The organism is Fimbriimonadia bacterium, from assembly GCA_039961735.1.
In the GTDB taxonomy this organism is placed as follows: domain Bacteria; phylum Armatimonadota; class Fimbriimonadia; order Fimbriimonadales; family JABRVX01; genus JABRVX01.
Genome location: JABRVX010000009.1, coordinates 115,361 through 141,204, shown reverse-complemented (window position 1 = coordinate 141,204; position 25,844 = coordinate 115,361). Strand labels below are relative to the sequence as shown.

The following is a 25,844-nucleotide window of genomic DNA, read 5'->3' as shown; positions in this document are numbered from 1 at the left end:
TTACTTGTTCTTGATTCCGTACTTCTGCATGAACTTCTCGACGCGGCCCTCGGTGTCAACCAACTTCTGCTTGCCGGTGAAGAAGGGATGGCACGCGTAGCAGATCTCGACGTTCACCGTCGGGTTCGTCGAGATGGTCTCGAAGGTGTTCCCGCAGCCACAGCTCACGACGGTCTTCACGTATTTCGGGTGGATGTTTTCCTTCATCTTCCTCTAGCCTGTTCGGACGAATCGAGGCGGAATTATACCCCGCGACTCCGGGCGGCCTACTCCTCGCGGACTTCGACCTTGATGCCGATGCTGGAGATGACCGCGGCGACCCGCTTGCACTCCTCTTCCGAGCCGAAGTGCACCACCGACTTGCCCAGGTGGTGGACTTCCCAGGTCTCGGTTTGCGCCTCGCGAAGGCTGCAGCGGGTGGCGATCAGGAGAATAGCGATCACTTCGTCGAAGGTATTGTAATCATTGTCATAGACTACGACTACCCAATGCCCCGCACCGTAGCCTTCTAGGTCTTCTTCTTCGGCCACGTCGGGGAGGACGGGCGCGAGCGTTCTGCCGGGCCCACGCTGACCGGGCGGCACCTGCGCGCCCAGCGACGGTCCCAGCCGTTCAGCCACACACTGTAGGGTTTGCGGTGCTCGAATACGCATTCGGACCTACTCCCATTCGCGAACCACTTCGGTCTGCACGCCGATGCCGCTCATCGCAGCGGCGACCGAAAGGCACTCCTCGCGGTCGGCGATGTGACACACCGCCTTGCCGAACATGTGCGCCTCCCACGCCTCCGCATAGGCCTCGGAGTAGTCACACCGGGTGGCGTGCATCAACGTCACGATCACATCTACGAACGGCGTTACTTCGTTGTTCAGGATCCAGCACAACCACCGGTCGCTCTGTAGCTCGGGAGCGTCGGTGCGCGCCGGAAGGTCGAGAACGCCGATCCCCTCTCTCATACGTACGATTCTATCGGAAAACATGCTGCTAGGCAAGCCCCTGCCCGAGCTTGAGAGTAATAATCTCGAAGGGGCGCACGTCTAGTGTGATGGTGCCGTCCCGCACTTCGATCGCTTCCCCTACAGCGCGCTCTAGCAGGTCGCAGCGCTGTGCCTGCACAACGGGGAACCCGAACCGGATGCCGGCCTTCCCCCTAGCGTTGTGCGCTTCGTACAGGCGAAGAATCAGGTCGTTCGAGCCCTCGGCTCGTTTCAGTGTCTCCACCACCAGCTTCGGGCCATCCGGCGGGGCGGTGATCTCGAGGAAGGAGTGCGTGTCGACAGGGCTCGCGGTTCGGACGCACCGGACGGGCGAGTTGAGCCGGTTGGCCACGGTCACCACTCCAGCCTGCCGGAAGTCGCCGAGGTGTGGGTACAGCCAATAGGTGAAGTGATGAGTGCCTCTATCGGCTGTCGGGTCGGGGGCTTGCGGTGCGCGCAACAGTGTGAGCCGTATCGTGTCGAGATAGGTGTCGTGGCCATACTTGCAGTCATTGATCAACGCTACGCCCCATCCGCCCTCGCTCAGGTCCGCCCACTTGTGACCGCATACCTCGAAACGCGCTTGGTCCCAACTGGTGTTATAGTGCGTAGGACGCTCCACATGGCCGAACTGAATCTCGTAGGTGGCTCGGGGGGAGTTCACGCGTACCGGGAAGGCCGCCTTCAGCATCTTGCGGTCCTCGTGCCAATCCACGGTGGTAGCGAATTCCACGAACGGAGCACTTGCCGCGAGACGGATGTCCTGGACTATCCGGCTGGAGCCGAATGTCTTCGTCACTCGCACAGCTGCTCGCACCGGGCCGTGCTCGACCACTTCGATTTCCGCTCGACCTGGCAACGACCGCACGGTCTCGTGGGAGAAGAGGTCTATGTCCCATGCCTCCCAGTTGTTCGGCACGTCCTCTAGGAGTTGTATCTCGTTGCACACGCGCCCTTCCGCGACCACCTGCTGGTCGCTAGCCTTGAGAACCAGCGAAGCAATGCTGCCTGCATCATCAATCCGAACAGCCAGGTGCTCGTTCTCCAGCGTCCTTTCGTCCACTGACAGGATGCTCGCAGGAACCACGGTTTCCGAGAGCTTTCCGGACAGTCGCCCGATGCCGAATGGTGGAACCGCGAACAAGGCTTCCTCGCCTAACTGCTGCAGCGGAGATACTCCTCCCTCCGCCCACTCGATGCTTTGGTACTTCTTACCGCCCGCGAGCCTCACAGTGCCGAGATCACCGAATCCTGCCTCACGTGTCGAGTACAGGGCGACATGCTCTCCGCGGCTCTCCTGCACCACTCCATCTACCACGGGCCTAAGGAGGTCATACACGCGCGTGTAATCCCTGTCGCTGTCTCGATACACCTCCTCGATGCTCGAGCCAGGAAGGATATCGTGGAACTGGTTGAGCAGCACCAGCTTCCACGCCTCTTCCAGCGCGTCGCGAGGATAGGCGGACGCACCGCAGAACAGCGATGCGAGCATCTCGGCGTCGCGAAGTAGCAGCTCGCACTTGCGGTTGTGCTTCTTGTTAGTTGCTTGGGTGGTGTAGGTGCCGCGGTGCAGCTCGAAGTACAGCTCCCCCCACCACGTAGCGAGGTCCCTCGCCTCCTCGAAAGTCTTGCGCAGGAAGTCCCTGGCGAACTCCATCTCTACGCGCGGAAGCCCTTCCACATCCCTCATGCGCAGGCCGGCCTCGATCATGTCCACCGTCGGACCACCGCCGCCATCACCGTAGCCGTATACGTACAGTGACCGATCGGATCGCCCGTGCTCCTTGAAGTTATGCACGCTGAACAAGAGCTGCTTCGGTGTCATGTTACAGCAGTAATCGTTGGCGGGCATGAAGTGAGAGAGCACCTCGGTGCCGTCAATACCCTTCCAACGGAAGGTGTGGTGGGGGAAAACGTTGGTATCGTTCCAGCATATCTTTTGAGTCAGGAAGTAGTCCACCCCGGCCAGCTTCAGAATCTGCGGCAGCGCGGCGCTGTATCCGAACACGTCCGGCAGCCACATGTCTTTGGTCTCCACTCCGAAGTGCTCGAGGAAGTAGCGCTTGCCGTATAGGAACTGACGCACGAGCGACTCTCCGGAGGGTACGTTGCAGTCGGCTTCTACCCACATGCTGCCAGTGGGCTCCCACTGCCCGCGCTTCACCATCTCCTTGATTCGTTCGAAGAGCCCTGGGTACTGCTCACGAATCCACTCGTACTGTGCGGCTTGGCTGCAAAGAAACTTGTAGTCGGGATACAGTTCCATGTATCGCGTAGCCGTCGAGAAGGTGTGTGCGCACTTCTTCATGGTGATATGAAGTGGCCAAAGCCACGCGGTGTCTATATGCGCATGGCCGATGGCACTCACCTTGTGCGCCGAGGCACACGCAGGCTGATACCACTCTTCGCGCAGTACCTCCGTCGCGGCGTCAATCCCCTCGCGACTGAATGCATTAACCGATTCGTTCATGGCATACAAGAGGCGTCCGAATCGCGGCTCGTCCCTCGGAAGCTCCTCCAGTAGGCCCAAAGCCACGCGGAAGTCGTGGTAGTAGGACCACAATCTCGCATCCGGCAAGAAGAGGAAGCACTCACCCACCTCGCACGGAGTCGCGGGAGGGTCTTTCGGGCGGCCCCAGTCCGATACCAGCGGATTGATCGCGTAGGCTTCGGCGATCAGGTCCACTTCCGGCCCGCCTTCGTAATGGTGGTAACGGTGGTTGCGATCCAGGCCCTCGCGCGGCGCATTGTTCCACCACACGGTGGTTTCAGCTCCCAGGTCGATCGCTGCTAGCACGTTTTCGCCATTCCACTCTTCTGGCACGTTTCCCGTGATGCGAAACCAGGCTGTGGACCACACTGGACCCCAGCGGAAGCCTGGCTCCACGGGAAGGAACCGCGCAGCACGGGCGGCGCGCTCGTCGCGTATCCCCTGCTGTTGGGAGACCGCGAGTGACAAGGGGACCTTACGGCCGTAGAAGTGGCCTACGAGTCTGTCGGAAAGGAACCGCCGAAGGCGTTTGACCGTGACGTCGGGATGCTTGTGCATACGCTCGACTACCATGCGGACACGATGTTCCCTGCCGCTCCCGAAAAGGATAGGCCCAGCGCGACACGAATCCAACCCCCCAATGTTCATATTGTCGCCTCTGCTCGCTTTCCTGTCGCTCGGCCCAGCCACCGAGAGCCAGACCGTCGTCGTCCTGCCCCGCCAGGCGAGCTCGCTTGAGGATCTGGCGGCTCGCGAAGTACGGCGATACCTCTACCACGTCACTGGCTCCCTGCCCCTGCTCATTCCGACGGACGACGCTCTGCCGTCCGAATCGGGGTACGCGGTCGTCGTCGGTCGCAGCGACAGGGGGCTTGTGAGAGCCCTTGCGGAGCAGGCCGGCCTGCTCCCGGCGTTCGACTCGCTCATTTCCGAGGAGTACATGTTGCGAACGGTTCGCATGGGGACCCGGACCGTCACTCTTGTCGTCGGTGGCGATGATGTGGGCACCCTATACGGGGCCTATCGCTTTGCCGAGAAGCTCGGGGTACGGTTCTACTTGGACGGAGATGTGCTGCCCGACCGGCACGCGCCTCTGAGTCGGGTTGACGTGGACGAGGTGGGGCGGCCGAAGTTCACGCTGCGCGGCATACAGCCTTTCCACGACTTCCCGGAAGGGCCGGACTGGTGGAGCTTGGACGATTACAAGGCGGTCCTCGCACAGCTCCCGAAGTTGCGCATGAACTTCATCGGCCTGCACACCTACCCCGAGGACATCGCCGAGCCGACCGTGTGGATAGGTGTGTCCGAGGATGTGGACGAGAAGGGACGGGTGCGTCTCGCCTATCCCGCCTCCTACCAGAACACCCTCAGGGGTGATTGGGGGTACGACCCCAAGAAGACTTCGGACTTCCTATTCGGAGCCGGGGCTCTCTTCGACAGGGACGACTACGGCACGGATGTCATGCGCGGCCTAACGCCGAAGCCCTACGACCCCGATGCCTGCACCCGGCTGTTCAATCGTACGGGTGACATGCTCGGTAGAGCGTTCGCTTTTGCGGAGGAGCTCGGGATCCGAACCTGTGTAGGCACCGAGACGCCACTGACCGTGCCGCGAAGGGTGCGCGAACGCTATCCGGAGGCCACGACCGAGCAGTTCTACGAAGGCATCTTTCGCAGGCTCTCGCTCGTCTCGCCGGTGGACTACTACTGGCTGTGGACACCCGAGGGATGGACGTGGAGCGGCACCACGCCCGAGGAGGTGGAACGCACTCTCGCCGACATCAGGGCGGCGCTCCGCGCTCTGGACAAACTCGGGAAGCCCTTCGCTATGGCCACGTGCGGCTGGGTGTTGGGACCACAGTATGCGAGAGATCTCTTTGCCCGCGAGCTACCGGCGGACGTAGGTGTTAGTTGCATCAATCGAGAAGTCGGCATGGCCCCCGTCGAGGCAGGCTTCGCGCGCGTGAGTGGAAGAGACAAGTGGGCCATACCGTGGCTCGAAGACGACCCCGCGCTGACTACCCCGCAGCTGTGGGTAGGGCGGATGCTCCGTGACGCCTCCGACGCGCACGCGTACGGCTGCAACGGCCTTATGGGTATCCACTGGCGAACTCGCGTGATCGGGCCGAACGTCGCGGCACTGGCGGGAGCTGCGTGGCAACTGCCTCCGCCACCCGATGCTCCATCGGTATCTGGGGCGTTAGGTGGCAAGCTCGCACACTTCCCAGGCAACCGAATAGAGGGAGCCGATGAGCCGATGGTGTATCAACACGTTCGCTATGACTTGTCGTCTTACCGCTTCATGGTGCCGAACGGCGAGTACCAGGTCACTCTCAAGTTCTGCGAACCCTACTACTCCGAGCCGGGCCGCAGAGTGTTCGACGTGCAGATCGAGGGCAAGACGGTGGTATCGCGCCTAGACGTGTTTGCCGAGGTAGGGCAGAACCGTGCTCTCGACATGACCTATCATGTTAGCGTTGAGGACGGACGACTAGACATAGAGTTCGTACCAGTGGTCGAGATGCCGTGCATTGCAGGAGTGGTAGTAGAAGGTGCCGGACAGTCCATGCGTATCAACTGCGCCGGTCCTGCGGTGGGAGCCTATGCCGCGGATAGGGAGATGGAGCGTGACCTTCCATGTGATGCTTTCTATGGCGACTGGGCACTGCATCAGTTCGGACCGCAGGTGGCGCAGGACGCTGCGAGGCTATTCGCGCGCCTGGACGGCAAGCTTCCCCGGCCCGCAGGGTGGATGGACGGCCCGGGAGGGCTGTGGAACGACGGACGCCCGATCGAGGAGATCGAAAAGCAGTACGGCTTCGTAGCGGAGCTTGAGGCGATGGGACCCAGAGTCGAAGGACCGGGCAACCTGGAGCGGTTCGATTACTGGCTGAACTCGTTCCGCTACCTGCGCGCCATGGCTAGGATGGCCCACGCGGGTCATCGCGTGGAGGAAGTGTTGAGACCCGCTCACGAGAGTCAGGATGGCGAGGTGCGGAGGAATGCGGCCCGTACGGCACTACCACTCTATAAGGCCTTACTGGATAGGCTCGAGGAAGTGTATCGCTATCTGCTACCTACCATCGGCACGAAGGGCGAGTTGGGCACCCTAGCTAACTGGGAGCAGCATATCTTGCCAAGGACCGTGGAGCGCCAGCGCAAGGAGTTGGAAGCCATGCTCGGCGAACCGCTCCCGGCTGAGTACTCCGTAGAAAAGTCGTATGATGGACCGACCCTGCTGTGCGTTCCCACCAAGCGCACGCTGCTGGAAGATGGCGCACCACTGCGTATCCCCATCCATGTCCTGAGCGCCGCCGAGGTAACCGCCGTCGCCCTCCACTGGCGGCCGCTGGGTGAGAGTGCGTGGCGGCAGGCGAAGGTAGTGCGTGTTGCCAGGGGTGTGTACGATGGGATGCTGTCATGCGAGCGATCTGGTGACTTCGAGTACTGGATCGAGGTGCGCACGGCCGACGCGTCCACAGTCGCCTACCCGGCCGGTGCACCCTCGCGCACGCACAGCGTGGTGAAGCTGCGCTAGAGACGCCAGGGGCCTCGAAGACGGGCTTGCGAGACTCGGCAGGCACAGTGTCTGCCGACAGGAGTTCTCCGCGCCCCTGCGGAAACAGAAACCCAGAGCCGAACTCAGCGTCCCGGAGGTCGAACCCATGATCCGTCTCTTCGTCTCGGCAATCTTCCCTCTTCTCGCAGGTCCTGCTCCCTCCCTCTGGGCCGACGTCCCCGCAATGCCCGACTTGGACGTGCTGTTCATCGAGCAGTGGCCCGTGTACCCTAACTACGGGTTCAACTATCCCGGCAACCTGCCCGTGCTGGTGAAGCCAGGCTCGGGGAGCGGCGGGCGGCCTTTCGTCTATTACTTCACCCGGGACGAGTACGAGGCCAACGTCAAGACCCGCCCAGACAAGGGCGAGCCGGTGACGATGACGGCGTACGTAGCCAACAAAGGCGGCGCGAGAGCCCTTGCGAGCGAGTACCAATTCAAGATGGACGGCAAAGTGGTGAAGAAGGGCACGCTGCCAACACTGGACCCGGGCGAGAAGACCACCGTGTCGATTCAGTGGCCCTACGACCCCGGGCGGCACTTCGTCTCCTTCGAGGCGGACTCGCAGAACGAGATCAAAGAGATATCCGAGACGAACAACAAACGCGAGGACCCTACATTCGGATTCGTGCTCACCATCGCGGCGGGGCCGAACGGGGAGTATGAAGCCTTTGGCAAGAGCGAGAATCTGGTCGGGTCCTACTCCTTCGAGGACTGGTGTCAGGCACACATAGACAAGTGGCGGGAATACTTCCGCCTGGCCGTATACCCCTCCACTCCCAAGGGCGTGCAGGCGGGAATTCGCTTCAACTACATCTTCCCGGAGTACGAAGGAGCGGAGCACAAGGCATACAGCGCGAAGGGTGGGTGGTGCAACTGGACGATCCATTGGGACCTCGACCGCATCCCCGAGTACGCCAAGGGGATCGATGGCGGGCTGATTCACGAACTGGTGCATCAGTGCGGTGTGATTGACAGCTACCAGATCGGACTCGGGATGCTGGACAACCTCGCGCGGGATCCCGACACCGGTAAGACCATCGAGATCCCCTACTCCGATCACCGGGCCGTCCACGGATCCATCATGGGTGGTGGGTTCCGTGACGAGATCCGTGGCGCTTTCAGCGAGCACGAGGCCGCGGCGTTCGATGCTACGCTGCGAACCTGGGGCAATCACGCAGGCTACGGCGTCTACCTCTTCGACATGCCGGAGAGCAACTTCGTGCAGTTCCTGGACAACCGGGGAAAGCCCCTCGCCGGTGCGGCGCTGACCATCTTCCAGCAGTGGGCCTCGCCGTACGATATGAACGTCTTCAGCCGCAAGACCGACATCGTCACGCCGAAGCACGTGCGGCTGGACTCTGAAGGTAGATTCAACCTGGGGGCCAACCCATACAACACGTTATGGGTGGTAGGGGGCAATTGCGTGATCATGTACTGCGTGCGCGCATACGGCCAGAAGGAGTACCACTTCGTGGACGTGCGAGAGTTCAACATCGCCTACTGGCGTGGTAGCAAGAAGTCGCACACCTACGTCTACCAGACGAACATCGCGCCTCTCGGCTCCCCGCCACCCGTAGAGAACCTTCGGGTGCTGACAGACCGGAGCGATCGCACCAGGGCTGTGTTAGCATGGGATGCTCCCAGCGTCGCCGGCAAGCGCATCTCCAAGTACCGCGTGCGGTGGAATCGAGACTGGAAGTGCGCGTTGCACGAGCCCACCTATGAGACCGTGCAGGAGGTTGCCGCGAACGTTCGCACCGCCACCGTCGAGTTTCCGCCGCGCCAGGGCTACATCTGGTTCACCGTCACAGCGGTCGCCGAAGACGGGACGGAGAGCCGCATCGCCGAACCCATCGTGTGGCCCGAGGTGGAGCAGGTGAAGATGGGACTGGTACGTCCTATCGGCACCGCCTTCGGGCCGGACGGTGCGATGTATGTGATTGACAATCACATAGGCACCGTCTTCGGGGTGGACGCCGAAGGCAGCCTCATAAACATGTCCGACACAGCGCTAATCGGCAGTGGTAGCATCACGGACATCACGGTGACACCCTCTAACCGCATCTTCGTGGCCGCTCGCTGGCGGCAGGGTATCGTGGAGATAGATACTAAGACACACAAGGTGACAAACCGCTTCGGCGACTCGCGACGTATCGGGGAAGGCCGCGACGACTTTGCCTACCCCGCTCGGATCGATTCCGATTCCCAGAATCGACTGTTCGCCTCGTATCCCGACCTCGGACGTATCGAAGTGTACGATCCGGATGGCAAGTCCCTCGGCACCATCGAGGGTGAGTTTCTAGATGCTCGCGACCTGGCGGTGCATATCATCGGTGATCGCCTCGTCGTAGCCATCGCCGAGTTCGGAGCGAACCGTGTCACCGAGGTCACGCTGAATGCCGACTCCCTGCGGGAGATGAAACGCACTGCCATCGTAGACAACGCCATGAAGCCGCTTAGCGTGTGCTATGACGAAACCGGACGGCTGTATGTCGGAACGCAAGACGGCATCGATCGCTACGAATCTGGACGCAGGGTAGCGCGCTGGCATAGCACGTTCAACGACAAGGGCCGTCAGGTGTGGGGCATCGCCATCCGCGGCAATACCCTCATCTGCACCGAGGGTGGAGACAACGAGAAGTACTGGATGAAAGGCACGCTCTCCGATGGGTGGACGCCTTTGGATAACTAGCGCCGTGCGTGAGTTAGGAGTCGCCGGACGCGGGCTCGGAGTCGTACTGCAGCAGGCGTCGTTCGCCCGTTAGTGCGCGGAGCGGTGTCAGGTCCTGCGTGACCTCGAGCGTGCCAAGATACTCGCCCTCTGTGTTTCGAACTGCGAAGTAGCGGATGTGGACGAACTTGCCGTGCAAGTCGATCCAGAACTCCGCCACGTTCTGACGCCCACTGCGGAAGTCGGAGACGATCTGGTCCACGATGTGAACGCTCTTCGGTGGGTGACAGTGCTGCACCGCTCTGCCGAGGATGGCCTTGCTCCGCGCGAAGATGCGCTCACCCTCGGAGAAGAACCGCACCCGGTCCTCTGCATCTATAAAGGTGAGATCCACGGGAAGCGTGGCGAAGATGCCCCTAATCTGCTCGAAGTCCAGCTGCCCGGTCGGAAAGACCAGTGCACGGTCCGATGGAATGCTAACAACGTCCTCGCGCTGCCTCGCCTGTGGAGGTCGGTAGGTATCACCCGGTTCGACCAGGCACCAGCCGTACTTCGGCGATTGCTCCCATATCTCTCCCCACTCGTCCTCACTTAATAACTGAAGCATCATGGGGAGGAGGATGTCTTCCTCCTTCGAAGTCATGTTTTCGACGATGGTGAGCGCGCGGGTCGCGACCGTATCGGCGATGGGCTTCAGGTCCCCGGCACGCGCAGCGGCCTGCTTCAAGCCAGCATCGAGTGCTTTCAGCGCTGCTCGCGCCTCGTCGTGTACCGCCCACATCACCTTGGACGGGCCGGTGACGCCATGCCTCTCCAACACCGAGAAGAACAGGTCTTCCTTCCGCCGGTAGTGTTTGTCCACGTCCATTAAGTCGTTCAGGGCGTTCTTCCACTCTTGGAGGGGCTGGTCGGCATCCGCATCGTCCGGAAGCTGCCGGATCTGCTCCATCGCAGCACGCATCCGGGCGCACCGTTCGCGAATCGCTCGGTTCTCCCGGAGGATGGTGTCGGCCGGGTGGCCCGCCGATATCTGCACGAGAGGCTTTTTGAGGATGTCCTGAACCACCGCGGCGTGAAGGTCGCACATGGATTTGACCTCCTCCACGGAGACACCCGATGCGATGATCTCTTGCTCCATCGCGGCGATCTCGCCCGCATCGGCCTCCTTAACGATCTCGGTGAGCTGCTGCCTTACGCTCTCCGGATCGGCCCCCCTATGAAGGGTCTGGATGATCTCCTTCAGCGTGGCGATACGCTTTGCGCGGTTGTTAATTAGCTCGCTCATTCGTTCTCCTCTCCTGCAGACGCTGCAAAGGGGCGGGTGCGCTCCGCACAAGCCTCCTACGTAGGGTACCTCCGCCTCTAGCACACTTCCAATTGCCTCACTGGTCTTCCGGACCACAGTCCTTCAACGCGGGGCCGTTTAGGCAGGACCCGGAGGCTGGTCGCAGAACCGCCGACATTGTGAAACGACGCACGAGTCTCGCGACCGTCGAGTCGGCACTCATGACCGCCCGCTTCCTGAACATGTTCCACCGGAACTGCGACTTCGTCCGTCTTACCTGTCGCTCGAACATGTGCAATAGTCTGATGGACGGCATCATCCAATCGTGCACTCTGCGGAGGTGGTGCGGGACACCCAAGATATGAAGCAGATGGATGCGATGAACCACTGGACCGCCTCCACGCGCATCCGCACCACACCGCTCGCTGTCACCGAAAACACTATCACACTTCCCCCAATCTCGGTCGCCGCTGTCGAGTGCCGGCTGGATTGTCGTTGACCCGGAGAAGGACCTCACCAGCCGGTGGCCAATCTCGCTGCTATGAGTGAACCAGCGAACCGGCGTCCGGGCATTCCGCGCAGTGTGTGGGCGCTCGGTTTCGTGAGCCTCCTAATGGACACGTCATCCGAAGCCGTGCATGCGGTCCTGCCGCTCTTCCTGGTCTCAACGCTGGGTGCCTCCACCATCGCGGTGGGCCTCATCGAGGGCTTCGCCGAAGCGATTGCCTCCATCACCAAGCTGTTCTCTGGCACGCTCAGCGACAGGCTCGGCAAGCGCAAGCTGCTCACGGTGACCGGGTATGGCCTTTCGGCGATCACTAAGCCCGTGTTCGCGCTGGCCGGCAGGATTGATTGGGTGATTGTGGCGCGATTCACCGATCGTGTCGGCAAAGGCATCCGTGGTGCGCCTCGCGATGCATTGGTCGCAGATCTGACACCTCCCGAGATCAGGGGCGCGGCGTTCGGGCTGAGGCAGTCGCTGGACACGGTGGGTGCGCTGTTAGGCCCTGCCCTAGCACTCGTCGTCATGTCGCTCTCACGAGACTCCTTCCGCCTGACTTTCTGGGTTGCCACCGTCCCTGCTGCGCTCGCCGTGCTGCTGCTCGTGAGCGCCGTGCACGAGCCCTCCGCGACACGTAAAATTGCGGATGCGACTCCCACCATGAGCCTACGCACGCTGCGCCGCCTCGGTCGGCCCTATTGGGTCGTGATGCTTATCGTTGCCACGTTCTCGCTCGCGCGTTTCAGCGAGGCGTTTCTTCTTCTACGTGGCGAGTCTTTGGGCATGAAGCTCGCTGCAGTACCCATCGTGATGATCGTGATGAACGCGGTGTACGCGGTCTCGGCTTGGCCTGCGGGTGCGGCTTCCGATCGTCTGGGGCGCGCGGGTGCGCTCGCAGTGGGCCTCGTGCTGTTAGTATTAGCCGACGCTCTGCTGGCCGTCGCGGGCGGCGTGACGGTACTGCTCGTGGGCGTGGCACTTTGGGGGTTGCACATGGGGTTCACCCAAGGCGTGCTGTCTGCGATGGTGGCCGATCGCGCACCCTCGGAACTGCGAGGCACGGCGTTCGGAATGACGAATCTGGTGCTAGGCTTCTCGGCACTCGCCGCCAGCACCATAGCGGGGTCGCTGTGGCATAGCTATGGCCCATCGGCGACCTTCGCGGCGGGCGCAACCTTCGCCTTCGTCGCCCTACTGGCCCTGCCTGCTACACGCGCCCCTGTTGCTCCACACATCCGATCGGGTGAGCAAGCATGAAACCCTGGCAAGTATCCATCGAGACCAAGGACGACGGTTCCAGCATGGCGTGGGCGTTCGAAATGCCCGGCGCATCTGGACAAGGCGCCGACGAGAACGACGCGCTGAGGGATCTACAGCGTACCCTTGAGTGGCTCGCGGGTTGGCGTAGGCGACACCACCTCGCGCCCATCGAACGAGCAGGTATCGAGGTCGCAGAGAGTGTGACAGCGACCGGGTACCCGAACACTGGCGACACGGAAGGGTTCTTCCAAGAGGATGCCCTACCACTCACAGACGAGTATGCCGAGGAGTGTGTGCAGATTCTGACATTCTCACGCGCCGATCTGTTACCCATTGCACAGGCTCTGCCGCCCAGCGAGAAGCTCACCTGGACTCTCATGCACATCGCCAAGGCAGAGTGGTGGTACGCGTCGCGCATCCCGGGCTCTCCGGGAGACATCGAGCAGTTCCCAACCACGAGCGATTCTAGGGCATGTCTGCGCCTGTCGCGGGAGATGTTCGTGACGCGCCACGTGCCCTATGTGCTCTCGGTGCTCCCGCGCGAGCGCCGGCACATCGCAGATGGCGAGGAGTGGACCGCGCGAAAGACCCTGCGCCGGGCGGTGTGGCACGAGCTGTACCACCTTCAGCGCATGGAGCAAGCGGCTGGAAGTGGGAGCGGCACACGAGGAACCGATACTTCCCCATAGAAGTACGTGTTCCGCGTCCGGGCAAGGAGGAAACCATGCGTTTCACAGCAGCATTCCTAGTCACGCTACTCGTCGGCACCTTCATCCTCACCGGGTGCGGGGGCTCGAAGCGGACCGTCACGACCGCCGATGGCTCCGTGACCGTCACCGAAGAAAACAAAAACGGCTCCGTCACCATCGAGTCCAAGGACGGCGATTCCAAGGCAACAGCTTCCACCGAGAAGCGACCGATCACCGAAGCCGAGCTCGGGGTGCCCGTCTATCCCGGTGCCACCGGCGAAATGACGAGCACCTACGAAGGCAGCGAGGAAGGCAAGTCGCAGACGATGCGGCAGCACTTGCTGACCACTCCGGACTCCTTCGACGACGTCGTCGCGTTCTACAAGTCCAAGTTGAAGGACGTCAAGAGTCAATCGGTGACCACGGTTCCCGAGGGGAAGATTGCCTTCTTCCACCTAGAGGCACCAGATGGACATGTGACGATCACGATCAACGAGGCTCGCGACAAGAAGGTCACGCAGGTTCACGTAATCAAGACTACCGGCAGCTAGCGCCCTCGGCTAGCCAGTCACTGGGCCGAACGATGGGGACCGTCGAAGCCGATGATTGACGAGCCGAAAAAGTCGGCGCCGGCCCTAGGGGGCCGGCGCCTTGGATGAGTCACCTTCCCGAGTCAACGGCTGTCTCGAAAACGTCGCCCGGAGATTGGTTCTGTCAAGCGCCGCTTTCAACCGGTGGTAGCCCGACTTCGCTGAGCCGCCTACCAGGCAATTATAGCAGTGATTTGCGGATTCTGCCATACCTCCGCAACGAATCCACTGAGATTCGTGCTTACCTACGCCGCTGAGGACGATGAACCGATGCCGCACGCGTCTACGCGTGGCCCGTCAGCCTTCGGACGGGTACATTGGACGCGGCCCCCCGGGGGGTCACCCGCGGAGGCCGCTTGCCGTCTGGGAGGTAAGAATGGATCGAAATCTAGCTCTTGAATTTGTTCGCGTCACGGAAGCTGCAGCGCTTGCATCCGCGTTATGGGTCGGCAAGGGGGATCGGCACGCAGCAGACCAAGCCGCCACCGACGCGATGAGGCGCGCCTTCGACTCGATAGACATGGCCGGCACCATCGTCATCGGCGAAGGCGAGCGCGATGAAGCACCGATGCTGTACATCGGCGAGAAGGTCGGTGGCTCCGAAGAGCCGAGGGTCGAAATCGCAGTGGATCCCCTCGAGGGAACCAACCTGTGCGCGAACGGCACCCCGAACGCCATCAGCGTAATCGGGGCGGCGGTGGAAGGCAAAGGCCATTTGATGCACGCGCCGGACATCTACATGGATAAGTTGGTGGTGGGGCCCGAGGCCGCTGGCGCGATAGACATGACGCTGCCACCACGTGTGACGGTCAAGGTTCTATCGAAGTGCCTAGGCAAGGATGTACACGAGGTTACGGTCGGGGTACTGGATCGCGATCGCCACAAGGAGTTGATCGAAGAGCTCCGCGCTTGCGGAGCGCGCGTGATGTTGGTGGGCGACGGTGACCTCTCTCTCGCGATCGCCGCGTGCGATGAGCAATCGGGCGTGGATGCTCTGATGGGCATCGGAGGGGCGCCGGAAGGGGTGATTAGCGCCTGCGCCGTTAGAAGCATGGGAGGAGACATGCAGGCCAGGTTCGTGTTCCGAAACGAGGAGGAGCGGGAGCGGACTAGGGAGATGCTGGGCGGCGACCCCGACCGTATCTTTTCCGTGACCGACCTTGCCGAAGGCGACGTGCTCTTTTGCGCGACCGGCGTAACCGATGGGCCGATGATGAGAGGAGTGAAATACTCGAGGCGCGGCGCGACCACCGAGTCCATCGTAATGCGGTCCAGGTCCGGCACGATAAGGCGCATACGAACTTCGCATCGCTTCCCTCACCAGCCGTCCACCTACTAGCAAAGGCAGTGGATCGAGCATCTTCGAAGCCGGGCGCCCGCTTTAGGACCGGTCTGTCGAGCCTTTTGTTTCTTGTGCTGCTCTATCCGTTCGGCAAGTTGCTCACCACAGTGGCCTTCCTCATCTTCGGGCCGCTGCGTGTCGAGGGCCGCGAACACGTCCCGCGTCGCGGCCCGGTGTTAGTTTGTGCAAACCATATCTCGGACGCCGACCCACCTGCCATGTTTCATGCCGTACCCCGCCCATCTTGGTTCCTGGCCAAAGAGGAGCTGTTCAATATGGGCGTCATCGGGCTGGTGGTGCGGCTGTACCGCAGCATCCCGGTGCGCAGGGGTGCCCCGGATCGCCGGGCCCTGCGACGAGCCGAGGAACTCCTGCTTCGCGGCGAATGTGTGATCATCTTCCCGGAGGGCGAGTGCTCGCAGAGCGGCAAGTTGCTGCCCATCCTCCCTGGGGCAGCACTGATTCTTCGCCGAACGGGCGCGACGTGCGTATGCGCGGGAATCGTCGGCACGAACCAGATTGTCCGGTACGGCACCCTGCGACCGCGCAAGGCCCGCGGACCCGTTACCATCCGCTTCGGAAAGCCCCTCGCATTCGAGGGAACTGACGGGCCTCCCAGCATCCAGGACATCGTACAGCGAATCGGGGAGGATCTGGCCTCACTTACCGGACAGGCGCCGCCCGATGTGATCCAGAAGCCACGAGGTGGACCTGCCCTCCACGAGGGACAGAACGACGACGCGACCTCCTAGCTCGCGAACCAGATCGGCCTCGCCAAGGTCCTCCACCCGATAGTCGCCACCCTTCGCATGGATTGTCGGCCGAATAGCTCGAATGAGCAAGTCCGGGGTCGATTCTTCGAACCACGTCACTGCGTCCACCGACTCTAGGGCAGCAAGCATCGTGAGCCGGTCCTCGAGTGGCAAAAACGGGCGGCCCGGTCCCTTGATGGCCCGTACCGACTCGTCCGAGTTGACCCCCACGATCAGACAGTCTCCCAGCAGCCTGGCCTCTGCCAGATAGCATACGTGGCCGGTGTGCAGAAGGTCGAAGCAGCCGTTGGTAAACACGATGCTCTTGCCCTCTCGCCGCAGCCGGTCGGCAAGTGATTGCACTTCCTCCGGCGGGATGATCTTGCTCCTAAGGGCGCGGGGCAAAAGAGGGCTCCTTGATCAGTGTCCGCGCTGCCTCGATCACTCTTTGGGGATGAACGGCTCGAAGACAAGCTTGGATTTCCTGTGGCGTTGGATTGGGTGAGCCAAGGTCGGTCCAAAGCGCAACGGCGGTCTCCGTCTGATGTCCCCATCTCTGCCACTTCGTTGGGCCGTGGACCACGACGCTCGGGGTTCCGAGCGCGACTGCGCAGTGCGAGAGACCTGTTTCCGCCGAGACGTAGAGGGCAGCTTCCGATACCCAGCCGAGAGCCTCTCGAATGGTCGTTCGTCCGGACAAATCTAGTGCGGCGTTCCCCAGCGCCTGGACGACAGGCCTCGTTGCGGCTCGCTCTCCTTCGCTACCCAGGAGAACGATGCGAAATCCCCAACGCGCGATCTCTTCTCCAACGCGACTGAAGTACTCCGACGGCCACAGCCGCAAATGCGGCTCGTTTGCGCCGCAGGCGAAGCACACGTATGCTTTTGGCGAGAGACCGTGCATGTGGCAGATTCCACGCTCCTCTGGACTGACCCACAGCTCCAGCCGGAGATCGTCGGATCTGGCGCCCGCGGCCTCGACAATGTCCATCATGCACTCGATCTCGTGCTGCGATCGGTCGTAGGGCACCCTGTGAGTCAGAAGTGGCCCACGCATCTCTACGGAAAAGCCGACCCGCGTTGGGATGCCTGCGAGCCAAGCGAGGAATGCGCTCCGGACAGAACGATTGAACAGCACGGACAGGTCATAGTTACGAGTTCGCAGCTCACGAGCCCTACGAAGCACGGCAACGGGTGAGCGCTCCGCACCTGGCTTCTCGACGAGTATCCGACTGAACCATGGGCACTCGGCCATGGTGGCAGCAGCGGCTGGACCGGTGAGCAGATCCATCTCGGCATTCGGGAAGGCTTCGCGTAGGGCGCGCATAGCCGGGACCGCGAGGACGGTGTCACCGATGTACCTGGACTTGGTTACACAGAGGATGCGTTTGGGATCAAGCACTGCTCCTCACCGAGTGCAGATGTTGGACAGTTCGTTCCCAGACTGCGTCTACCGATAGTTCTTCGATAGCACCCCCGCCGTCGGGACGATACGCAGAGACCACACTATCCAGCCTACCGTAAGGACCACTTCGTGACGGGTCCGTCGCCGCATAGAGCGCCACGAGCGGGACCCCGAGGGCTGCAGCCATGTGAATAGAACCCGTGTCGCCCGCGATGTGCACATACGCATCGCGAAGCAGCGCTGCAAGTTCGACCAAGCTGGTGCGACCAACTGCGTCTGCCACGGGGGACGGGCAGGCGGTCCGGAGCGCAGCGGCAATCGGCGCGTCCGAAGAATGTCCAGCCAGCACCGGTGCCACGCCCTCTGCGTGCAATCGCTCGCACACGACGGCAAAGTTCTCCGGAGGCCAACGTTTCGTTGGGTGCCCTGCGGAAGGGTTGATGACTGCGTAGGGGGAGGACACACCGAGATCTTGCAGTAGGCGCCTGGCCGAGGTCGTGGCCGCATCGGGAACGTGGAGGCCGAAGTCCACAGGCTCCGCTTCGCCACCGAGGTAGCGAACTACGTCGAGATACTGCTGCACGACGTGCGCAGAACCCTTGGTTGGTGGCACCCCTTTCACCAAAAACCGCGCGCCCTCCCTCTGCCAATGGTAGCCCAGCCGCACTGGCGCCCCCGAGACAAAGGCGACGACCGCGCTCTTAAGCAGACCCTGTAAGTCTAGCGCCAGGTCGAAGTGTCTGCGCCGCAGTTCGAACAGCCGTGTCGCACCGTTGAGCCATGTACCTGGGCTTAAGCGACGCTTTCGCCATGCGTGGCGAGGGAGCGAGAAGACCTCGTCCACATAGGGGTTACACTCGACCAGTTCCACGCAACGATCTTCCACGGCCCAGGTGAGACGGATGTGCGGGAAAGAGCGCTTTAACGCAGCCGCCACCGGCATCGTATGCATCACGTCTCCGATGGCCGACAGCCGGACCATCAAGACATTCCGAACCGAGGACATATCAACCGACACCGGCAGCCTCTTCCCTTCTGCGCGCGGACTTCCACCTGTCATGGAACCACAGCCACTGATCGGGATAGCGCCGCACCTGCCGTTCGATCGCCGCTTGGACCTCCTCCATTATTGCCTTAGCGTCCCGGTCGGTATCGCCGGTTAGAGCCGTTTCGATGGGCGGATGCACCTCGATGCGATGGCGGTCACCTGGAAGCCGAACGCAGAATATTGGAATCAGCGGTGCGCCGGTCCGGAGGTGAATGACGGCAGGCCCGACCACGCTACCGCACTCCCTCCCGAAGAACCGTAAGAAGACATCTCCTGCGTTCTGATCGGGTAGGATGCCGACCAACTCGTTGCGGCGCAAGCACCCCAGGATGAACTTGGCGGCGTTCCCTCGACTAAACACCTGATACCCGTTTTCTCTCCGAATTTCGTTGACGATTTCCGTTGTTCGGGGGTCGTTCGCGTCCCGCGCGACCACAGACAGCCGATAGCCTCGGTCAGTCAAGTAGCGCGCCATCAGCTCCCAGTTGCCGAAGTGGGCCGTGATCATCAGTGCGCCCTTTCCTTCTTGCAGGGCACGGTCCACTTTCTCAAGACCTTCAATCTCCACGAGGTTGGACACCGTCTCGGCACTGAGGTGTCTGGTTCGCAGGAACTCCGCCGCGGTGCGCCCGAAGTTCTCGAAGACCCTCTTGGCCATCTCGGCAATCTGCTGCGGCTCCTTCTCCGGAAATGCGGCACCGAGGTTGGCCAGGGCCAAAGCCCGCCTACGGCGCGCGACGGCGTAGACCAACGTGCCGACGACCGCGCCGAGGCCCACCGCGACACGGTGGGGCAACAGTCGAAACAGCCCTCGAAACAGCCAGAGGGCCAACCCGGAAAGGAATAGGATCGTCCTCTTCAAGTACCGATGCTCCGGCCCCATTGTGTCACGCCGGAGCGCGGTTCCGTTCCTTCCATCCCGTCCCCTCGTGCCCGGGAGGTCGCGAAGCCGGTACGATCGGGCCAGAAGGAGGAAAAGCATGTTGTTCGGATTGCTGCCGGTGGCTACCGCACCGGAGGGAGCAGTAGCGGCTCACCATGCAGCTTGGATTTTGCACGTCTTCGGGGTGATCTCCTGGGTTGGCGGGCTGCTCAGCATGACCATCCTCGTCTGGCGCGCCGCAGCAACGCAAAACACAGACGAACGCAGAGCCGCGCTTTCGGTGGTACGGTCTCTGCACAACTGGGCGGTTGCTCCGGGCTTTCTGCTCCTGCTCGTTGGCGGGCTGTGGTCGTTGATCGTCTTCGAGCCCCACAAGCTACAGCAGGGCTGGTTCCACGCCAAGCTGGGCTTGGTCATTGTATTGGTCGCCGTACACTTCGTGGCTGCGACCAAACTGTACGACTTGATTCGCTCCCCCGAGGCGACGCGGCCATCATGGTTGGCTGCCGTGCCAGTGCTCGCGGTCCTCGCACTCGCCTGCATCCTCGTGCTAATCCGCGTCCAACCGTTCTAGACCTGCGATGAGAGCCGGCCCGACTGGTCCGAAAGCCCCTGCCCGGCCCAAACCGCTCGTAGGAGCCGTTTCGCCCTCTGCCGCGCACACCCGACAACGCGCCAACGGCCCCGACCAAGCCGGTCTCCGTGACATCGCAATCTATCCGGCAGGTCCACCCATCCCCCTGAGAAGCCGGCAGCGTGACGACCACCTCGGTGATCCCGAGGAATCGCTTTCCCGATGTTCGTCACCTTCGACCGTGAGGGCGAGTGCACAGGACTTCCAGAAGTGGTCAAAGAACGACCGATCGGTCGTCAGCGGGCAGGTGTACTATCCTGGAGGCTCGAACGCCACTAGCTGGAAATGACACGACTGGCACTGAGCAACCTGAACTCTGGGGAGCAGGCGACGTCTACCAATTATTGTGCAAAGAGGCACAAAGGTGGCAAGGCAATGAGGTTATTGGGTGCATGGGTGCTACTACTGCTCGCTGCAGGCGCCTGGGGGCCCACTGAGGGTGAGCCCACGCGCAACGTAATCCTAGTCGGCTGGGACGGGGCTCAGCGTGCGCACATCCAGGAGTGCCTGCATCGAGGCGAGTTGCCGACCCTAGCACGGCTCTCCAAGGAAGGCGCGCTGGTCAACATAGATATCGAGGGCGTCACCGACACGAAGGCTGGATGGAGTCAGATCCTGACGGGCTACAGCCCCGAGGTCACCGGGGTGTACAGCAACCGCCGCTTCCAGCCCATCCCAAAGGGCCTCACCGTATTCGAGCGGCTGGAGCAGCACTTCGGACCGAGCCGCTTCGTTACGGTCGCTGTCGTGGGGAAGATGGGCAACGTTGATGACGGGCCGCCGATTAAGCGACCTGTGCGCCCGAACATCACGCCGGAACGCCGACGGCAGCTTCTGCAAGGGGGAGGCAGCATCGTCAACGAAGGCGGTAAACCGTACCTCGTGGTGCCGGGTAAGCCCTACTACAATGTCTCGTCCACACTCGACTTCTGGCGCAACGGGCTAATCGAAGACGACAAAGTCGGCGAGCTGACGCTCGAGCTGTTGGAGAAGTATCGCGACCGGCCGTTCTTCTTCTTTGTCCACTTCGCTTCCGTAGACCACAACGGTCACAAGTTCGGCGAGAACTCGAAGCAGTACAACGATGCGCTGATCTCCAATGACCGGTGGACGGGGCGCATCCTCGCCAAGCTGCGGAAGTTGGGCATCTACGACAAGACCATCGTGTACGTCACCGCCGACCACGGGTTCGACGAGGGACAGAAGACACACAGGAACGCACCGTACGTGACACTCGCGACCAACGACCCTCGAGGCTTGGTACCTGGTAAGCGAGTGGACGTTGCACCGACGATTCTGGATGCCTTCGGCCTCGACCTCGCGTCCTTCCATCCGCGCCTGGACGGCAAGTCGCTCATCCGAGAGAAAGGCGCGGTGGCGGAGCCTAGTCGGCCGAGAAAGAAGCCCTAGTTCGGCTCTCACCCGCAAGCAGATGAGAGCCGAACGCAAGCAGTGCGATAGCGCGCGGCTCGTCGGGCGCATCCGCTATCATACGTAGCACTCCAGCCTCGGTCTTCGATGCGCGGACCCAGAGGAACCCCTGCCCTTCCGTGCTCGACAGGCACAGCTTCCAGCCGTAGAGCGCCACATGGGGTCGCTCTGGTCCTGCGTAGCGCGTGTACGAGTAGCTGAAAGCGTAGTCGCTCCAGTCCGACGCCAGCCGCTCGGCGAAGCGCTCCCGCGTACGCTGCTCCAGAAGGTCCACGAAGCGCGACCATTCCATGGGTTCGGTGGTCCGCCGCTCGGCTATGGAGCGTGCATACGGCAGCAGCGAGATGAAGCCCGCGAGCCCAGGACCGGGCGCTTTGTTCGGGGCAAGTGTCTCACGTACGAGCGAGCGCAAAGCCTCATCGGTGCCTGCGAGCAAGGCTCCGGCTCCGACCAATGACCCGTCGCGACAGGTCGTGCCGGCGAACACAGTGCCGCCGTTAGGTCCCTCGACCCCGACGACCGCAGCGTAACCCTGCTCCTCCAGCTCACGCATCTGGGTCACCACGTTGATCTCGCCGGTCTCGACCTCGGAGACCCGCGCTCCGAACGCCTCTGCAATGCGCCAGACGCGACACGAGGTGCCGTCCGACAGCACGACCGCAGCAGGCCGCGAGTCACCGGATCGTTTGTGGACGGCGAGGGCGATGGCCGTGTTGATAGCCGCTACCGCCTGAGGCGATGGGATAGCCGTCGCGCCATCCGTCCGAAGGTAGGTTAGGTTGCCGCGATCGGCGTCGAAATCGTAAGCGAGCCCGAACAGCGCGCCCTCTGCGCGTACCTGCTCGGCGAGCGCATCCAGCACATGCCCCTTACCCGGCGGCCCGCCTGCCTCTACGTCGATCAGATGACCGGGCCGACCGATCTCTCCGTTCACCACGATCGGCTTCACACCCAGCGACTCGAACAGCTCCTCTGCGATACCACAGGCCGCACCCCCGTTCGGATCGAGAACCACCGATCCAGCAGAGGCTCGTACCCGGAACGCATCTCGGATGAACTGGAGATAATGCTGGACTGCCTCGGCCCGTTTTTCTGTGCGCTGCACTTCGACTGAGGTGCGCTTCGGGGAGAAGGAGTTCGCAGCGCGAATGAGATTGCCCATTTCGGCAGGCGAGAGGAGCGCGCCGGGAGGTGCAGGATCCACGCCGTGGGTCTCCACACCGGTCGCGTACTTCCACCCGTTGTTGTCGAGCGGGTTGTGGCTGGCTGTTACCATAACCCCACCATGAGCCTCGAACACACGAACAGCGTGTTGCCATACCGGCGTAGTGACAACACCCAGGTCGATCACCTCGACCTGCACACCGAGGTCTCTGCATGCCGCCGCGACCCCTGCCGCCTGTTCGGCTGCCAAAGCTGAGCCGGTCGGCCGAGGGTCGCGCGCGAAGACGAATCGTGCCTCGGGAGAAGGCCACGCCTGGAGACGCGAGACAGCATAGCAGTACGCATGGCGAAACGCGAACAGCTTGTCCTCGTCGAGAACGTCAGGGCCTTGTCCGACTACGGCACGGACTCCGGAATAGGACTGCAGCCAGCGGGGGTTCGCGCTCATGCGGCAAGTGTACACCAGCCCTCTGCAGCCCCGGGGAACCGCCGGGACCGCCTAGCCGATGGACAGCACCATCCGGTACCTGGCTCTATTCTCTCTCACTCTTGCGATGGCGGCGTTAGCCTCTGCCAAAGGCATCACTTCGACCTGTGCCTCGATCCCATGACGAGCTGCAAAGCTAAGCATCTCGCGCATCTCGTGCCGACTGCCTGTGTGACTGCCACTCACCTTCAGGTCGTCCACGATAAGGCTCATTGGAGCAATGCTCACCGGGCTGGGCGACGCCCCGACAAAGCACAGTGTGCCGTGGGGACGCAGCAGCTTCAGCCACTCCTGCCAGTTCAGGTCCACGTGTACCGTAGTGAGCAAGAGGTCGAGCGACTGCTTCGCCGCCTTCATGGCATTCTCGTCCGTGGACACGACGAACTCGTGCGCACCGAACCGCTTCGCCTCTTCCCGCTTGTTCGGAGAGATGGAGAATGCCGTCACATGGCAACCCATCGCGTTAGCGAACCGAAGCGCGAGGTGACCCAGTCCGCCGATGCCGATCACTCCCACGCGGTGGCCAGGACGAACATGATTGCGGAGAGGTGTGTAGACGGTGATGCCACCGCAGAGCAGCGGCGCGGCCCCTTCCGATCCCAGCGCTTCAGGGATCGCATAGGCGAACCGGCTATCCACTCGGATGCTCTGAGCGAAGCCCCCTGGACGGGCAACGCATGTTGCCACTTGCGTGGGGCAGTTGGCTTCGTCTCCTGCCACACACCACTCGCACTGCAGGCAGCTTCCGCACTGCCAACTCAAGCCCACACGAGAACCGAGGTCGGGCTCGCTGACGAGAGAACCTCGCTGCCGCACGGTCCCGACAACCTCGTGGCCGGGCACGAGCGGATACTCACTGATGCCCCAATCATCGTCGATCAAGTGGATGTCGCTATGGCAAATCCCGCAGTGAGTTATCCCTATCTCGATGTCGTACGGGCCTAGGGGCGTAGGCTCGTAGGTGTGCGGTCGCAGCTCGGACTTGGGCTCGAAGGCGGCCATACAGTGGATCATGATCGCTATGCTCCTCAGTCCTCGGGGTGTTGGCCAACTTAGCTTCGTCGTGAGCGGTCGATGTCCTTCGGTTCACGCAAGGCAATGGCCGCGCCCCGGCTCTTCGGGCCGGGGCGCGAGCCTGCGCGGCAGGAGTGTGAAATCAGTTCGGCAAGATGACCGAGTCGATCACGTGAATGATCCCGTTCTCTGCCTCGATGTCGGCGGTAACTACGTTAGCGTCGTTGACTCTCACTCCGTTCGATGTGTCTACCGAGATGCTCTGACCGTTGAGCGTTGGAATCTCCCGTGCGGTTGCCACCTCTGCCGATCCCATGCGACCGGGCACGACGTGAAACTTCAGAATTGCCTGGAGCTTCGGAATGTCCTGAAGTAGGCCTTCGACAGTGCCGGCGGGCAACTTGGCAAAAGCCTCGTCTGTCGGTGCGAAGACAGTCATCGGGCCCGAGCCGGAGAGAGCGTCGGTCAGACCGGCGTGCTGTACGGCGGTGACTAGGGTCTGGAAGGTCCCTGCGTTGGCGGCGGTTTCTACGATGTTTGGCATTCTGCGATTCCTTTCTGTACTTAGGTTTCTTCCGGGGGGCGGCCAGAACAACCGCCCCCGATGATGCGATTACTTGAACTTGGGAAGCAGCACGGTGTCAATCACGTGAATGACACCGTTCGAAGCCGAGATGTCAGTCTTGAGAACCTTGGCATTACCGACCTTGACGCCGTTCTTAGTAGCGGAGATGCTCAGAGACTGACCATTCACGGTCTTGGCGGACTTTAGCTTGACGACGTCACTGGCTTTGACCGAGCCGGCAACGACGTGGTAGGTCAACACCTGCGTCAGCTTCGCCTTGTCGTTGAGCAGAGCGTCGAGCGTGGCCTTCGGAACCTTTGCGAAGGCCTCATCCGTCGGAGCGAACACGGTGAACGGGCCGTCACCCTTCAGGGTCTCGACCAGACCGGCCTTCTGGACGGCCGCGACGAGCGTCTTGAAGTTGCCGGCAGCGATCGCGGTGTCCACGATGTCCTTCTTCGCGTCGGGCGCATAGGCAACGTTTTTCATGCCGCCTGAGGAGCAAGAGCTGTCCGCGTTTGCGGGCGGAACGAGACTGACGGTGACTGCCGCGATTGATGCGAAAACGAGAATCCCGAATTTGGTGGCTGAGTTGGTCATTGGTTTTCCTCCTGTGCTTTGGTTGATGTTGGTTGCGTGATTCGAGTCGGGGCTAGCCCATAGAGGGCGCGACGTTCCAACGGGTCTGGATGGCCTTCCACTGCAGTCCCTGATACAGGGCGCTGAGACCGACGAGGCTGTACACGATGCGGCTCAGGATGGAGCCTTCGCCGAACAGAGTGGCAACGAGGTCGAACTGCATGACGCCGACCAAGCCCCAATTGAGGCCGCCGATGACTAGTAGAATGGCTGCGATAACGTCTAGTGTCTTCATTTCTTGCGTCTCCTGTGCGCGATGTTTTTCTCGGCTGCATCGAGCGCCCGGGGTCGTGCGCCGCTGCAGCGAACTGACGAGGCGAATTATATAGCATCGCTAAAAGTTTGTCAAGGTCCTGTCTATATTTTTTCTACTTTTTTCGTCGGCCACTCTCCCAGCCTTCTGGCCGGGGTGCATTGCTGGCTTTCCCTCACCGGGCGCCATGAGCGACAAGA

25 protein-coding genes are annotated in these 25,844 nt (G+C 61.9%); 11 read left to right on the top strand and 14 right to left on the bottom strand.

Annotated elements, in window-relative coordinates; all coding sequences use genetic code 11:
- From rpmE to HRF45_03930, 4 genes are read right to left on the bottom strand one after another with little or no spacing between them, the layout of a single operon-like run.
- On the bottom strand, positions 1-207 hold the full coding sequence (gene rpmE / locus HRF45_03945; GenBank protein MEP0765680.1) for a 50S ribosomal protein L31: 207 nt from the start codon (positions 205-207) through the stop codon (positions 1-3).
- Between the two features lie 59 nt (positions 208-266).
- On the bottom strand, positions 267-653 hold the full coding sequence (locus HRF45_03940) for an ATP-dependent Clp protease adaptor ClpS (protein MEP0765679.1): 387 nt from the start codon (positions 651-653) through the stop codon (positions 267-269).
- Positions 654-659: 6 nt separating this feature from the next.
- Positions 660-956: an ATP-dependent Clp protease adaptor ClpS gene (locus tag HRF45_03935; GenBank protein ID MEP0765678.1), complete on the bottom strand. Its 297-nt coding sequence runs from the start codon at positions 954-956 to the stop codon at positions 660-662.
- A 28-nt stretch (positions 957-984) separates the two neighbouring features.
- Positions 985-4,041, bottom strand: a complete 3,057-nt coding sequence (locus HRF45_03930; protein MEP0765677.1) for an alpha-mannosidase — start codon at positions 4,039-4,041, stop codon at positions 985-987.
- A gap of 67 nt (positions 4,042-4,108) precedes the next feature.
- On the opposite strand from HRF45_03930, the gene HRF45_03925 reads away from it, so the two are divergent.
- Both HRF45_03925 and HRF45_03920 read left to right on the top strand, forming a co-directional pair.
- Positions 4,109-7,006, top strand: a complete 2,898-nt coding sequence (locus HRF45_03925; GenBank protein ID MEP0765676.1) for a hypothetical protein — start codon at positions 4,109-4,111, stop codon at positions 7,004-7,006.
- 127 nt (positions 7,007-7,133) lie between these two features.
- Positions 7,134-9,722: a hypothetical protein gene (locus HRF45_03920; protein ID MEP0765675.1), complete on the top strand. Its 2,589-nt coding sequence runs from the start codon at positions 7,134-7,136 to the stop codon at positions 9,720-9,722.
- A 13-nt stretch (positions 9,723-9,735) separates the two neighbouring features.
- Here the strand turns inward: HRF45_03920 and HRF45_03915 are convergent, their stop codons facing one another.
- Positions 9,736-10,986 (bottom strand): DUF438 domain-containing protein, encoded by a 1,251-nt coding sequence (locus tag HRF45_03915; GenBank protein ID MEP0765674.1) that lies wholly within the window; start codon positions 10,984-10,986, stop codon positions 9,736-9,738.
- Between the two features lie 179 nt (positions 10,987-11,165).
- Here HRF45_03915 and HRF45_03910 point away from each other — a divergent pair, with 179 nt between their 5' ends.
- The 7 genes from HRF45_03910 to HRF45_03880 all read left to right on the top strand — a co-directional run bounded on the left by HRF45_03910 (position 11,166) and on the right by HRF45_03880 (position 16,121).
- On the top strand, positions 11,166-11,351 hold the full coding sequence (locus HRF45_03910; protein ID MEP0765673.1) for a hypothetical protein: 186 nt from the start codon (positions 11,166-11,168) through the stop codon (positions 11,349-11,351).
- A complete protein-coding gene (locus HRF45_03905; protein ID MEP0765672.1) occupies positions 11,348-11,485 on the top strand; it encodes a hypothetical protein in 138 nt (45 codons plus the stop codon). Before HRF45_03910 ends, HRF45_03905 begins: the two co-directional genes overlap by 4 nt.
- A 42-nt stretch (positions 11,486-11,527) precedes the next feature.
- Positions 11,528-12,745, top strand: a complete 1,218-nt coding sequence (locus HRF45_03900; protein MEP0765671.1) for an MFS transporter — start codon at positions 11,528-11,530, stop codon at positions 12,743-12,745.
- Complete coding sequence (locus HRF45_03895; protein ID MEP0765670.1) at positions 12,742-13,437, top strand: hypothetical protein; 696 nt, start codon at positions 12,742-12,744, stop codon at positions 13,435-13,437. The genes HRF45_03900 and HRF45_03895 overlap by 4 nt, the downstream gene beginning before the upstream one ends.
- A gap of 35 nt (positions 13,438-13,472) precedes the next feature.
- Positions 13,473-13,988: a hypothetical protein gene (locus HRF45_03890; protein MEP0765669.1), complete on the top strand. Its 516-nt coding sequence runs from the start codon at positions 13,473-13,475 to the stop codon at positions 13,986-13,988.
- A 415-nt stretch (positions 13,989-14,403) separates the two neighbouring features.
- A complete protein-coding gene (gene glpX / locus HRF45_03885; GenBank protein ID MEP0765668.1) occupies positions 14,404-15,366 on the top strand; it encodes a class II fructose-bisphosphatase in 963 nt (320 codons plus the stop codon).
- 65 nt (positions 15,367-15,431) lie between these two features.
- A complete protein-coding gene (locus HRF45_03880; GenBank protein ID MEP0765667.1) occupies positions 15,432-16,121 on the top strand; it encodes a 1-acyl-sn-glycerol-3-phosphate acyltransferase in 690 nt (229 codons plus the stop codon).
- Here the strand turns inward: HRF45_03880 and rfaE2 are convergent.
- The 4 genes from rfaE2 to HRF45_03860 are packed head-to-tail and all read right to left on the bottom strand — an operon-like array spanning position 16,029 to position 19,436.
- Positions 16,029-16,526 carry a D-glycero-beta-D-manno-heptose 1-phosphate adenylyltransferase gene (gene rfaE2, locus HRF45_03875; protein MEP0765666.1) on the bottom strand — a complete coding sequence of 166 codons (498 nt, stop codon included), beginning with the start codon at positions 16,524-16,526 and terminating at the stop codon, positions 16,029-16,031. The genes HRF45_03880 and rfaE2 overlap by 93 nt on opposite strands.
- Complete coding sequence (locus HRF45_03870) at positions 16,510-17,523, bottom strand: glycosyltransferase family 9 protein (GenBank protein MEP0765665.1); 1,014 nt, start codon at positions 17,521-17,523, stop codon at positions 16,510-16,512. Before HRF45_03870 ends, rfaE2 begins: the two co-directional genes overlap by 17 nt.
- On the bottom strand, positions 17,516-18,508 hold the full coding sequence (locus tag HRF45_03865) for a glycosyltransferase family 9 protein (protein MEP0765664.1): 993 nt from the start codon (positions 18,506-18,508) through the stop codon (positions 17,516-17,518). The genes HRF45_03870 and HRF45_03865 overlap by 8 nt, the downstream gene beginning before the upstream one ends.
- A 25-nt stretch (positions 18,509-18,533) precedes the next feature.
- Positions 18,534-19,436, bottom strand: coding sequence for a lysophospholipid acyltransferase family protein (locus HRF45_03860; protein MEP0765663.1), 903 nt, complete (start codon positions 19,434-19,436; stop codon positions 18,534-18,536).
- A gap of 118 nt (positions 19,437-19,554) precedes the next feature.
- Between HRF45_03860 and HRF45_03855 the strand changes: the two genes are divergently transcribed.
- Both HRF45_03855 and HRF45_03850 read left to right on the top strand, forming a co-directional pair.
- Complete coding sequence (locus tag HRF45_03855; GenBank protein ID MEP0765662.1) at positions 19,555-20,031, top strand: CopD family protein; 477 nt, start codon at positions 19,555-19,557, stop codon at positions 20,029-20,031.
- 435 nt (positions 20,032-20,466) lie between these two features.
- Positions 20,467-21,501 carry an alkaline phosphatase family protein gene (locus tag HRF45_03850; GenBank protein ID MEP0765661.1) on the top strand — a complete coding sequence of 345 codons (1,035 nt, stop codon included), beginning with the start codon at positions 20,467-20,469 and terminating at the stop codon, positions 21,499-21,501.
- Here the strand turns inward: HRF45_03850 and HRF45_03845 are convergent.
- From HRF45_03845 to HRF45_03825, 5 genes are all read right to left on the bottom strand, one after another.
- Positions 21,476-23,134: a hypothetical protein gene (locus tag HRF45_03845; GenBank protein ID MEP0765660.1), complete on the bottom strand. Its 1,659-nt coding sequence runs from the start codon at positions 23,132-23,134 to the stop codon at positions 21,476-21,478. The two genes, HRF45_03850 and HRF45_03845, sit on opposite strands and share 26 nt — an antisense overlap.
- A gap of 51 nt (positions 23,135-23,185) precedes the next feature.
- Positions 23,186-24,175, bottom strand: a complete 990-nt coding sequence (locus HRF45_03840; GenBank protein MEP0765659.1) for an NAD(P)-dependent alcohol dehydrogenase — start codon at positions 24,173-24,175, stop codon at positions 23,186-23,188.
- A 154-nt stretch (positions 24,176-24,329) separates the two neighbouring features.
- Positions 24,330-24,731: a fasciclin domain-containing protein gene (locus tag HRF45_03835; protein MEP0765658.1), complete on the bottom strand. Its 402-nt coding sequence runs from the start codon at positions 24,729-24,731 to the stop codon at positions 24,330-24,332.
- A 69-nt stretch (positions 24,732-24,800) separates the two neighbouring features.
- Positions 24,801-25,241 (bottom strand): fasciclin domain-containing protein, encoded by a 441-nt coding sequence (locus HRF45_03830; protein ID MEP0765657.1) that lies wholly within the window; start codon positions 25,239-25,241, stop codon positions 24,801-24,803.
- A gap of 163 nt (positions 25,242-25,404) precedes the next feature.
- Positions 25,405-25,626: a DUF378 domain-containing protein gene (locus tag HRF45_03825; GenBank protein ID MEP0765656.1), complete on the bottom strand. Its 222-nt coding sequence runs from the start codon at positions 25,624-25,626 to the stop codon at positions 25,405-25,407.
- Positions 25,627-25,844: the final 218 nt, after the last annotated feature.

What these genes read in the sequence shown, in the direction of transcription:
- HRF45_03825 (MEP0765656.1), bottom strand. Translation starts at nt 25,626, where the DNA reads ATGAAGACACTAGACGTTATCGCAGCCATTCTACTAGTCATCGGCGGC.
- HRF45_03925 (MEP0765676.1), top strand. Translation starts at nt 4,109, where the DNA reads ATGTTCATATTGTCGCCTCTGCTCGCTTTCCTGTCGCTCGGCCCAGCC.
- HRF45_03890 (MEP0765669.1), top strand. Translation starts at nt 13,473, where the DNA reads ATGCGTTTCACAGCAGCATTCCTAGTCACGCTACTCGTCGGCACCTTC.
- HRF45_03895 (MEP0765670.1), top strand. Translation starts at nt 12,742, where the DNA reads ATGAAACCCTGGCAAGTATCCATCGAGACCAAGGACGACGGTTCCAGC.
- HRF45_03930 (MEP0765677.1), bottom strand. Translation starts at nt 4,041, where the DNA reads ATGGTAGTCGAGCGTATGCACAAGCATCCCGACGTCACGGTCAAACGC.
- HRF45_03840 (MEP0765659.1), bottom strand. Translation starts at nt 24,175, where the DNA reads ATGGCCGCCTTCGAGCCCAAGTCCGAGCTGCGACCGCACACCTACGAG.
- HRF45_03845 (MEP0765660.1), bottom strand. Translation starts at nt 23,134, where the DNA reads ATGAGCGCGAACCCCCGCTGGCTGCAGTCCTATTCCGGAGTCCGTGCC.
- HRF45_03915 (MEP0765674.1), bottom strand. Translation starts at nt 10,986, where the DNA reads ATGAGCGAGCTAATTAACAACCGCGCAAAGCGTATCGCCACGCTGAAG.
- HRF45_03855 (MEP0765662.1), top strand. Translation starts at nt 19,555, where the DNA reads ATGTTGTTCGGATTGCTGCCGGTGGCTACCGCACCGGAGGGAGCAGTA.
- HRF45_03850 (MEP0765661.1), top strand. Translation starts at nt 20,467, where the DNA reads ATGAGGTTATTGGGTGCATGGGTGCTACTACTGCTCGCTGCAGGCGCC.
- HRF45_03835 (MEP0765658.1), bottom strand. Translation starts at nt 24,731, where the DNA reads ATGCCAAACATCGTAGAAACCGCCGCCAACGCAGGGACCTTCCAGACC.
- HRF45_03935 (MEP0765678.1), bottom strand. Translation starts at nt 956, where the DNA reads ATGAGAGAGGGGATCGGCGTTCTCGACCTTCCGGCGCGCACCGACGCT.
- HRF45_03900 (MEP0765671.1), top strand. Translation starts at nt 11,528, where the DNA reads ATGAGTGAACCAGCGAACCGGCGTCCGGGCATTCCGCGCAGTGTGTGG.
- HRF45_03940 (MEP0765679.1), bottom strand. Translation starts at nt 653, where the DNA reads ATGCGTATTCGAGCACCGCAAACCCTACAGTGTGTGGCTGAACGGCTG.
- HRF45_03865 (MEP0765664.1), bottom strand. Translation starts at nt 18,508, where the DNA reads ATGGTCCGGCTGTCGGCCATCGGAGACGTGATGCATACGATGCCGGTG.
- HRF45_03830 (MEP0765657.1), bottom strand. Translation starts at nt 25,241, where the DNA reads ATGAAAAACGTTGCCTATGCGCCCGACGCGAAGAAGGACATCGTGGAC.
- HRF45_03920 (MEP0765675.1), top strand. Translation starts at nt 7,134, where the DNA reads ATGATCCGTCTCTTCGTCTCGGCAATCTTCCCTCTTCTCGCAGGTCCT.
- glpX (MEP0765668.1), top strand. Translation starts at nt 14,404, where the DNA reads ATGGATCGAAATCTAGCTCTTGAATTTGTTCGCGTCACGGAAGCTGCA.
- HRF45_03905 (MEP0765672.1), top strand. Translation starts at nt 11,348, where the DNA reads ATGAAGCAGATGGATGCGATGAACCACTGGACCGCCTCCACGCGCATC.
- rpmE (MEP0765680.1), bottom strand. Translation starts at nt 207, where the DNA reads ATGAAGGAAAACATCCACCCGAAATACGTGAAGACCGTCGTGAGCTGT.